The following is a 7759-nucleotide window of genomic DNA, read 5'->3' on the forward strand; positions in this document are numbered from 1 at the left end:
CAGAAATTTAGTTAAATTATAATTGAGATTGATAGTGAGATTCATTATCAATATTTTTTTGGGCTTTAGTGAGAATGATTCTTAATTGGAATGATTCTAATATAAAAGTCTTAGAATTTTTAATAAAACTTCCACTTGGAATGATAATTTACTTTCAATTGTTATACCGAGAATACACTTTATGAGGGTTACATATGAGACTATGGATGTTGATTATTGCAACTATAGTCCTGTCATTTATATCGTTATTTATAGGCGCGATTGATATTAAGGTAAGTGACTTGCTCGATTGGAATTCGGATGAGACCCAAATATTCTTAATCAGTAGGGTGCCTCGTTTAATAGCGATTATATTGGCGGGAGCAGGTATGAGTATTGCAGGTTTAATTATGCAGTCTTTAAGTCGAAATAAATTTGTCTCGCCAACGACTGCTGGTACGTTAGATGCAGCAAAACTAGGCATCCTAATCTCGATGCTGTTCTTAACAAATGTAACGTACACGCAACAAATTATTTTTAGCTTCGCATTTGCATTAGCTGGTACATTTATTTTTATGCAAATTTTAGATCGAATTAAATTTAAGGATGTCATTTTTGTTCCGTTAATCGGGATTATGTACGGGAATATTTTGTCATCGATTACAACGTTTTTTGCATACGAAGCAGACCTTCTTCAGAATATTTCTTCCTGGTTAATGGGGAGCTTTACACTAGTAATTGCTGGCCGTTATGAACTTTTATATGTAAGTATTCCAGCAGTAATTTTAGCGTATATGTATGCAAATAAATTTACAGTCGCAGGTATGGGGGAAGATTTTGCAAAAAATTTGGGCTTAAGCTATAAGCTAGTATTAAATATAGGCCTTATTCTAGTTGCGATTATTTCTACAACAGTTGTGCTGACTGTTGGGGTGATTCCATTTTTAGGTTTAATCGTACCCAATATTGTCTCTCTATACTTAGGTGATAATTTGCGCAAAACAATTCCACATACTGCTGCATTAGGGGTAGTGTTCCTTTTAGTATGTGACATTATTGGGCGTATTGTGATTCATCCTTATGAGATCCCAGTTAATGTGACTGTGGCAGTAATCGGCAGTGCGATCTTCTTAATTATGTTATTTAGGGGGAGAGCATATGCGAAAAAATAGTACAAAGCTGATTTTCTTAGCGATATTAGCAATCATTTGTATTTTGCTATACGGATTTTATGATATAAAAGGCGGTTTTGATTACGCATTTCCAAGGAGGATGATTCGTGTTTCAGCAATGGTTGTAACAGGGATCGCCATTGCGTATTCGACAGTCGTGTTCCAGACTATTACACATAATCGCATTTTAACACCTTCTGTTATGGGACTTGATTCCATGTACGAAGTTGTACAAACGTTCATTTATTTCTTTGCAGGATCCATGTCTGTATGGGTGCTAAATAAATATTTGAACTTTGGTGCAGCCATTATCGTAATGGTAGTATTTGCTCTCATTTTATATCGTTTTCTTTTCCGGGCTGATAAGCATCCAATTTATTTGCTCCTTTTAATTGGAATGATTTTAGGAACGCTTTTAGGGAATTTTGTGACATTCCTGCAAGTATTGATTGATCCAGTGGAATATTTAAGTCTGCAAAGCCGCTTATTTGCAACCTTTTCAAATGTAAAGTCTGACTTATTATTAATTTCAGCGGGTATTTTACTCATTGCGTTTATTTACGGTTATCGTATTATGGGCAGGCTGGATGTCATGTCATTAGGCCGTGAAAATGCGATGAACCTGGGTATTAACTATGACCGGATGGTAATGAAAATATTGATTTTATCATCGGTATTAATTGCGACTTCAACTGCTTTAGTTGGTCCGATTACATTCTTTGGCTTAATTGTGGCGAATCTATCGTATCAATATTTAGTTACTTATAAGCACTCTATATTAATTTTGGGTGCCAGCTTAATTGCTATTATTGCATTAGTCGGCGGCCAGTTCCTGGTTGAACATATTTTTGAATTGCGTACAACGTTAAGCGTTATTATTAACTTTATCGGTGGTATTTACTTTATTTACTTATTATTAAAGGAAAGTAGGGCAGCAGGATGATTGAAATCAAAGGTTTAACGAAACGATTTGGCAAAAAGCCTGTTGTAGAGGACGTATCTGTCACGATTGAGCCAGGAACGATTACATCGTTTATCGGACCGAATGGAGCAGGTAAATCTACACTTCTTTCTATGGTGAGCCGGTTATTGGATGCAGATACTGGGGAAGTATTGCTTGATAAAGGTAATGTGAAAAAATGGAAGTCTTCTGATTTTGCAAAGCGCGTTTCCATTCTGAAACAATCAAACTACTTGAATGTGCGATTAACGGTACGTGAGCTTATTGCATTTGGCCGCTACCCTTATTCGAGGGGCCGCTTGACCGCTGAGGATGAAAAATTTGTTGATCAAGCATTAGAATATATGAACCTAACGGAGATGCAAGATAAATTATTAGATGAATTATCAGGCGGTCAAAAACAGCGTGCGTTTATTGCGATGGTTATTGCACAAGATACCGACTATGTTTTACTTGATGAACCTTTAAATAATCTAGACATGAAGCATTCTGTCCAAATTATGAAGATTTTACGCAAACTCGTAGATGAACTAGGCAAAACAGTTGTCATTGTATTACACGATATTAACTTTGCATCGGTTTATTCAGATCGTATTGTTGCGTTGAAGGATGGAAAGCTTGTAAAAAACGGTCCTACTCATGAAATTATTAATTCAGATGCATTGCGTGAAATTTATGATATGGATATTCCTATTCAAGAACAAAATGGATGCCGTATCTGTGTATACTTCAATTCACATGCGTGAACCAATAGAATAGTTAACAAAACTTTACCTAGAGGAAAGGGCTACTCGTTTACTTGTTTTCTCTAGGTGTTTTATTGAAAAAACTCATTACTAGAAACGGCAATAAAATTATATTTTAATCATTATAAAAATTTCCAAAAAAGTTTATAGAATGGTATTGACGAGAGTGAGTAAAGATCCTATAATGAGAATTGTTATCAGTGATAATGATAATCATTAATGATAAGAAAGTGTTAATACATAAAAGGGGAGAACGAACATGAAAAAATGGAAGTTTGCCAGCGCACTACTAGCTTTGTCACTTATGCTTACAGCTTGCGGCAATAATGAAGAAGCTTCAAAAGAGAAAACGAAAGATACTACTCAAGCTGAAGAACAAGCGAAAGAAAGTAATTCAGCCACAGCTGAGCAAGGTGCTGCGTATCCAATGACTATTTCTCCAACAGTTACTTCAACTGAGGGAAGAGACAGCAGTGAGAAATTTACCTTTGATGATGTTACATTAGACGAAATGCCTAAAAAAATCGCCGTTTTTGACTATGGATTTTTAGATACATTAGATGCACTTGGTGTGGAAGGAATCACTGGGGTTCCAAAAGACACAAGCTTGCCATCGTACCTTGAAGATTACACTTCTGATGAGTATGTCAATATTGGTACATTAAAGGAGCCATTACTTGAAGATATTGCTGAAATGGATCCCGATGTAATTTTTATTTCTGGTCGTCAATCGGCATTCTATGAAGAATTAAAAGAAATCGCGCCAGTTATATTTGTTGGTACATCTCAAGATGATTACTGGAACACATTCTTAGCTTCTGTAGATATTGCAGCTAAAATGTTTGGTAAAGAAGCGGAAGCTAAGGAACAACTAGCTAAAATTGATTCAGCATTAGAAGAAGTCAAAGCGTTAGCGGGTAACTATGAAACTTCATTAGTTACAATGTACAATGAAGGGAAATTATCTGGTTTCTCAACAAATTCTCGTTACGGTTATATCTTTGATAACTATGGCTTTAAACCAGTAACGGAAGATATTGAGTCTTCATCTCACGGTTCTAACTTTGGATTTGAAGCAATCTTGGAATTTAATCCGCAAGTATTATTTGTCATTGACCGTACGGCAGCTATAGGTGAAAAATCGAACATCAAAACAGATATGGAAAATGAAATCATTAAGAAAACGGAAGCTTACAAAAACAATCGTATCGTATACTTAGATGGTCCACTTTGGTACTTAAGTGGTGGTGGCTTAGAGTCTGAACTTGCAAAAATCAATGAAGTTTTGGCAGAATTAAAATAGACAATAAGAAGACCTGACTTGTAATGGAGTCAGGTCTTCTATATTTTGAGAGTTAGAGAATGGTCTAGTGCGAGCGTCCGATCGCCTATCAAACTTTTAATTTAATATAGCCGCTTTGAATAGCTTTCTTCTAGCGCTACTCTTACGGTTTCACTGTCAACGTCAGGCATATTAATATGGTCAGCAAGAATTTTCGGTGGATAGGGGAGGGCAGACTTTTCTGCCCATGTATCCGGCTGCCAAAGTTTTGAGCGTTTAAGTGCCTTTGCGCAATGAATATAGCATTCTTCCACTTGTACAGCGATGCCGAGCAGGGGAGTTTTTCCATGAGAAGTCATTTTTTCAAGGATATCTGCATCTCTAATTACCTTTGCCGTTCCATTGATTCTTAACGTTTCTTCTAATCCTGGAATAACAAAAAGAATGCCAATATGTGGATTTGATAGAATGTTTCTAAGAGAATCTATCCGTTTATTTCCGGGCCTTTCTGGGATGATGAGGGTGTGATCATCGATGATATGTACAAAACCAGCATCATCACCACGAGGTGACGTATCGCAATGTCCGGCTGTGTCTGCTGTAGAGATGAATAAGATCGGCGCCTTAGAAATAAACTCCTTACAATGAATATCTAAATGGTAAATGGTTTTATTCGCAGCTGTTTTACTAGGTGTGCCCAATAATGAGCGGAGTTCATCCTCGGAAGTAACGGTATGTTTAAAATGCATTAATGATTTCTCCTTTCATATTAATCTAATAAACTATATTCTTGATTAATAACTATATGTGTTCTAGGACGCTATTTCCTTATTACATTAACATAAGAAAAAGTCAGTGACAAAATTCACTGACTTTTTTTGTTCTTTCTATTATTCTCCTAAGTAGGCACTTAGCATCCAGATATGTGTGTCAAGCTTCACTAATAAACCAACTGCTAAGTCATTAATCACATCATTATCATTTTGTTCGGCTAGCTCAGCAAGTGCCTTTAATTCTATTTTTAGATGTTTATAATCATTGACAAGGCTTGAAACCATTTCATTTGCATTTGTTTCACCTTTTGTTTCTTCAATGGTTGCAATGTTAAGGTATTCTTTCATAGTGGCAGCTGGCTCTCCGCCGATTGCTAAGAGACGTTCAGCTAATTCATCAACAATACCTGCAGCCTCATTATATAATTCCTCAAACTTCTCGTGTAATGTAAAGAATAACGGCCCTTTAACAAACCAGTGGTAACGATGCAGTTTTGTATAAAGGATACTCCAGTTAGCAACTTGAACATTTAATGCTGAATATAATTTTTCCATTCTTAATTCCTCCTCTAGTTATCTTTAAATCTATTATATCAAATATAAAATTAAAATCAATACTAAATTGTAATTATTTTAAATAAGTAATTAGTATAATTTAAAACTGTCCATTCGATTAATATTAAAGGCATAAATGAGAAAAATAATTTACAATAGGAAGTAAAAGAGCTAAGTAAGGAGTCCTTATGGAAATTATTTTATTTTTATTATTAGGTGGATGTATTAGTGTATTAGCTGGGTTTTTTGGCGTAGGAGGAGGATTCATTTTAACACCCATGCTTATGTTAATTGGCCTTTCTCCTCTTGAGGCAATTGCGACAAGCCTATTGTTTACAATTGGTACTTCGCTTTCGAGCATAATCGCACATATTCGTATGAAAAGTATTCTTTGGAAAGAAGGGATGATTTTAGGCATCAGTGGGATGGCAGCAACACAAATAGCCAAACCGTTTGTCTTTTTTTTAGAAATGAAAGGGTGGGATGATTTAGCCATTCCTATTTTTTACATTTTCCTTCTTGCTTATTTTGCATTAAAGATGCTAAAGCAGGGAAAAAGAAATCAGGGGAAAGACAAGCTTCCTCCTGCTTCACCATCAATTGTTAAAATGATTTTAATCGGTTTGTTTGCCGGGTTTATTTCAACTACCCTTGGTGTAGGAGGAGGATTTATTATCGTTCCCCTTTCCATAACATTTTTAGGGATTTCCCCTAAAGAAGCTGTTAGCTCGAGTATGTTTGCTGTACTATTAATTGTTGCGTGGGGTTTTCTGTCTTATGCTTTTACAATATCAATTGATTATAAAATTGGACTTGTATTAGTAGTGGGCGGATTAATTGGTTCACAAATTGGTGTGAGACTAATAAAATATTATGAAAACCGAGAAATAAGTCTATTGCTTGGCACATTATATTTAGCAACCTTAGTAAGTGTAATAATGAAATTAGTAGATTTAAGCTATATTGGTCTTATTCTTTTAGCCGTTTTTGCGGGCATCTTTTTCATAAGATCGATGATAAAAGTAAGGAAGAAAAAAAAGCTATGGGCAGCAAGCAAATAAAAAACTAAAAGGAGAAGGGATCCCCCTTCTCCTTTTAGTTTAGCTTGTTTTTTTTGTAATATAATTGGAATCAGATTCGAACATATAGTGTTTTTGGTGATACTTAATACTGAATATTAATCCCATAGCAAACATATTGCCCATTAAGGAGCTGCCTCCATAGCTGATAAATGGAAGTGGAATTCCGGTTATCGGCAATACTTGTATGGTCATTCCGATATTTTGAAATACATGGAATGTAATCATACTAATAATACCGACACAAATATACGTACTGAAGGGATCCTTCGTATCAAGGGCTGTTTTTGTTAAGTGATAAATAAGCAGGAAGTATAAACTAATGACAATACTGCCCCCAATAAAGCCATACTCTTCGCCAATCACACTAAAGATAAAGTCTGTATGGCTATCAGGTATATAAACTTGTCTGTCGCCAAAGCCCTTTCCCGTAATAAGCCCGGATCCAATAGCAAGCAATGAATTATAGAGCTGCAGGCCCGCCCCTTGTTTATGGCCTACTGGGTCAAGCCAGGAATAAATCCGAAAGAGTTGATAGGTATCAACATATTTTTCAAGAATTTGAGGGGCATAGATAACCATATAAAGAATGGCTCCAGCAACAACTCCTCCTAATCCGAATATCGGAACGATAATCTTCCAAGTGATGCCAGATGCCATAATAATTCCGACTAAGATCGCGATGATGACAAGTGCTGTACCTAAATCATCAACGATAATTAAACCTAGAGGTACAACCGTAATTATTCCAAGTTTAAGAAGGAGCAGAAAATCTGTTTTTACCGTTTTAGCTGTAATTTTTTCATGATGACTTGCGACAACCTTGCTTAAAGCAATAATTAAAAAGACCTTAACAAATTCTGATGGCTGAATTTGTCCTAACGGAGTGACATACCAAAGGGATGCCCCCTTTTTTGGGGGAACAATGCTTTCTGGAAGTACAAATAGCCCGATAAGGAGTAAAATGCCCAACCCATAAAACACCCAAGACAGTCTTTTAATTTGTTCACTGTCAAAATACATGACAACAGCGACTATAAATATACCTACAGCATAGTTTTTGATTTGTCCAAGTACAAAGTTTCCTTCATATTGACCTGATGCTTGACCGCTATAGATAGCAACACAGCTAATAAGAAAAAATAAAAATAACAGCAAACATAGTGTCCAATCAAATCGTTCCGCAACTTTTTTTGGCTTATTCATTTACCA

General features: G+C 35.7%; 8 protein-coding genes. 5 read left to right on the plus strand and 3 right to left on the minus strand.

What is annotated here, in order from left to right; translation table 11 throughout:
- Positions 1–194 precede the first annotated feature (194 nt).
- The 4 genes from RUH74_RS16630 to RUH74_RS16645 all read left to right on the plus strand — a co-directional run bounded on the left by RUH74_RS16630 (position 195) and on the right by RUH74_RS16645 (position 4161).
- Positions 195–1151 (plus strand): ABC transporter permease, encoded by a 957-nt coding sequence (locus RUH74_RS16630; protein WP_313801983.1) that lies wholly within the window; start codon positions 195–197, stop codon positions 1149–1151.
- A complete protein-coding gene (locus tag RUH74_RS16635; protein ID WP_313801985.1) occupies positions 1138–2094 on the plus strand; it encodes an iron chelate uptake ABC transporter family permease subunit in 957 nt (318 codons plus the stop codon). Before RUH74_RS16630 ends, RUH74_RS16635 begins: the two co-directional genes overlap by 14 nt.
- Positions 2091–2858, plus strand: coding sequence for an iron ABC transporter ATP-binding protein (locus tag RUH74_RS16640; protein WP_313801987.1), 768 nt, complete (start codon positions 2091–2093; stop codon positions 2856–2858). Before RUH74_RS16635 ends, RUH74_RS16640 begins: the two co-directional genes overlap by 4 nt.
- 259 nt (positions 2859–3117) lie before the next feature.
- A complete protein-coding gene (locus RUH74_RS16645; protein WP_313801988.1) occupies positions 3118–4161 on the plus strand; it encodes a siderophore ABC transporter substrate-binding protein in 1044 nt (347 codons plus the stop codon).
- A gap of 101 nt (positions 4162–4262) precedes the next feature.
- On the opposite strand, the gene RUH74_RS16650 is transcribed toward RUH74_RS16645, so the two are convergent.
- Together RUH74_RS16650 and RUH74_RS16655 are read right to left on the minus strand one after the other, a co-directional pair.
- A complete protein-coding gene (locus RUH74_RS16650; protein ID WP_313801990.1) occupies positions 4263–4889 on the minus strand; it encodes a pyridoxamine 5'-phosphate oxidase family protein in 627 nt (208 codons plus the stop codon).
- A 141-nt stretch (positions 4890–5030) separates the two neighbouring features.
- A complete protein-coding gene (locus RUH74_RS16655; protein ID WP_313801992.1) occupies positions 5031–5468 on the minus strand; it encodes a Dps family protein in 438 nt (145 codons plus the stop codon).
- 188 nt (positions 5469–5656) lie between these two features.
- On the opposite strand from RUH74_RS16655, the gene RUH74_RS16660 reads away from it, so the two are divergent.
- Entirely contained in the window at positions 5657–6529 is an 873-nt protein-coding gene (locus RUH74_RS16660) for a sulfite exporter TauE/SafE family protein (protein ID WP_313801994.1), read from the plus strand.
- A gap of 39 nt (positions 6530–6568) precedes the next feature.
- On the opposite strand, the gene RUH74_RS16665 is transcribed toward RUH74_RS16660, so the two are convergent.
- Complete coding sequence (locus RUH74_RS16665) at positions 6569–7753, minus strand: FtsW/RodA/SpoVE family cell cycle protein (protein WP_313801996.1); 1185 nt, start codon at positions 7751–7753, stop codon at positions 6569–6571.
- Between the last annotated feature and the right edge of the window lie 6 nt (positions 7754–7759).

Origin of the sequence: Cytobacillus sp., from assembly GCF_032154635.1 — a bacterium.
In the GTDB taxonomy this organism is placed as follows: Bacteria; Bacillota; Bacilli; order Bacillales; family Cytobacillaceae; genus Cytobacillus.